Here is a 2,756-nt window from a genome sequence, read left to right as displayed (position 1 = left end):
GGAAAGTTATTACATCGCATACAACGGGATATTAAGTATGACATCATACCTATAGGACGTATTTTCTCCGCTAGTGAAGTATACATAGTAAACGCCCAGCAACAACTCTGCCCACCAGGAGTAAGCGGAGAGCTACTGATAGGAGGAGCAGGCGTATCTCCTGGTTATCTGCATCAGCCGGAGCTAAGTGCAGCGAAGTTTATAACTCATCCTTTCATTCGTGACGGAGGTCGTCTATACCGTACAGGCGACCTGGTACGGCGGTTACCATCTGGAGAAATCATTTTTCTGGGTCGTGTGGATGATCAGGTAAAGATCCGTGGTTACCGGGTAGAACCAGGAGAGGTAAGCCGTGTATTGTCAGGATGTGAAGGAGTACATCAATGTGTAGTGACAACGGAGAGTACAGACCAACCCAGGTTGATCGCTTATGTGGTAATGGAAGGTGTGTTTAATCAGGAAGTATTACAAACCTACCTGAAGGACAGACTACCGGACTACATGCAGCCATCGTTCTATATTCCTTTACCATCATTACCACTCACGTCCAATGGTAAGATAGATCGTCGTTCTTTACCTTCTCCTGCTACAGTTGCAGGTAAGAACGATAATTACGTAGCACCACGCAATGAAATAGAAGAACAGCTGGCCGTTATCTGGGCTGGACTATTGAATGTAGAACGTGTAGGTATATATGATAATTTCTTTGAACTGGGAGGGCATTCATTATTGGCAATAAGAGTATTATCTGCGTTGAAAAAAGATGCAGGTATCGATGTTACCATAACAGATTTGTTTGAATACTTAACGATAGCATCGCTGGCTGAATACCTGGCAGATCGCAAAGAGGTATATACATTACCGCTTATTACCGTACAGGAAAGACCAGAACGGATACCGCTGTCATATGCACAGGAACGTTTGTGGTTTATCGACCAGTTGCGTGGTAGCACGCACTACCATATGCCTACATTGTTCAGGTTGAAAGGCCAGTTGGATGTATCGTTGCTGGAAGCAGCCTTCCGCATGATAGTGGACCGTCACGAATCACTGAGAACAGTATTTAAAGTAGAAGATGGGGTGCCATACCAGGAGATCTTATCTGCTGGTGGCTGGCGTCTGAATATAGTAGATAATATCCCCAACGATCTGCATGCGGCGATAACTGCCGAAATAGACCGGCCATTTGACCTGTCCGCAGATCATATGCTGCGTGCCCGGTTGTTCCGATTGCAGGAAGATGAACATCTGCTGGTGCTGGTAAGACATCATATTGCCTCAGATGGCTGGTCTGTATCCCTGATTGTACAGGAATTCTGTGAAATATACCAGAATCGTGAAGTGGCATTACCTGTATTGCCATTGCAGTATGCAGACTACGCCTTATGGCAACGTAGCCACCTTACAGGCGACCTGCTTGATCAGCAGCTGGGCTATTGGGAAGAGAAACTGAAAGGAGTAACCCCGCTACAGCTTCCTTCAGATTTGCCAAGACCTGCGGTACAAAGTATCCAGGGCGACCGGCTGAATTTCAAAGTAGGCAAAGAGCTGAGTAACCGTTTACAACAACTGGCGCAACAGGAGGATGTTACGCCATTTATGCTACTGCTGGCCGTATACAAGGTGTTGTTATACCGCTATAGCAACCAAACGGACATCTGTGTAGGAACAACAGTAGCGCATCGCCCTCAACAGGAACTGGAGCCACTAATCGGCTTTTTTGTAAACACCCTTGCGTTGCGTAGCGATCTTTCAGACAATCCTGATTTCAGGTCACTACTATCCCAGGTAAGGACAACAACACTGGAAGCATATGCCCATATCGCAGTTCCATTTGAGAAAGTGGTGGATAGGGTCGAGAAGGAGCGGGATAAGAGCCGGAGTTCCCTGTTTCAGGTGTTGTTTGTACTGAATAATAATGATTCGGCTTTAGTACAGGACCTGGGAGATATCACAGTAGCTCCGGAATCACTGGATCATAAAATAGCCAAATTCGATCTTACGTTTTTTGTAGAAGAAACAGCAGAAGGCTTTGGCATTTCTATAAATTATTGTACGGATCTTTTTCTTCCAGCGACGATTGAGCAGATGAAAGATCATTATTTGCAGTTGCTGTCATCAGTAGCGGATGATCAAAGTCAGCCGGTAGGTCATTTACAGATGCTGTTACCAGAGGAAGAAGCAGCCCTGTTATCTGAAGGGGTAAATCATGGATTTGTTTCAGGAGAATCAGAGACAATAATTTCTCTTTTTAGGAGCCAGGTAGTTAATAACCCTGAGAGGGTGGCATTGATCTCTGGTGAGACACAGCTCAGCTACCAGGAACTTGACAACAGTTCAACCTGGCTGGCGCATTACCTGAAACAAACCTATAATTTACAGGCTAATGATCTGGTAGGTATCCTCATGGAAAACAGTAGTTGGTCAGTAATCGCCATACTGGGTATCCTGAAAGCAGGAGCTGCTTATGTACCAATAGATCCTTCCCTTCCTACCGAACGTCAGGATTATATTATCAATGATACAGGTATCAAAGTATTGCTGATTACATCAGAAAGACTGTTTGATGTAATCTCATTTAACATTCCCGTATTCTCTGTAGACCTTCAACTGGAAGAACTAACAACGCCACCTGTATTAGCAGAAGTATCATCAACAGACCTGGCCTATGTAATCTATACATCGGGTACTACAGGTCATCCTAAAGGAGTGATGATCACACATGGTAATATCACCGATTATTATAAAGGGCTGTC

The 2,756-nt window shown here is 44.8% G+C and carries 1 protein-coding gene; it reads left to right on the top strand.

Features of this window, described 5'->3' with window-relative positions; genetic code table 11:
* The coding region (locus BMW86_RS32400) for a condensation domain-containing protein (RefSeq protein WP_143056764.1) at positions 1-2,756 on the top strand (2,756 nt) is incomplete at both ends.

Origin of the sequence: Chitinophaga sp. YR573 (assembly GCF_900110995.1) — a bacterium.
Classification (GTDB): domain Bacteria; phylum Bacteroidota; class Bacteroidia; order Chitinophagales; family Chitinophagaceae; genus Chitinophaga.
This window is presented reverse-complemented; position numbering and strand designations above follow the sequence as displayed.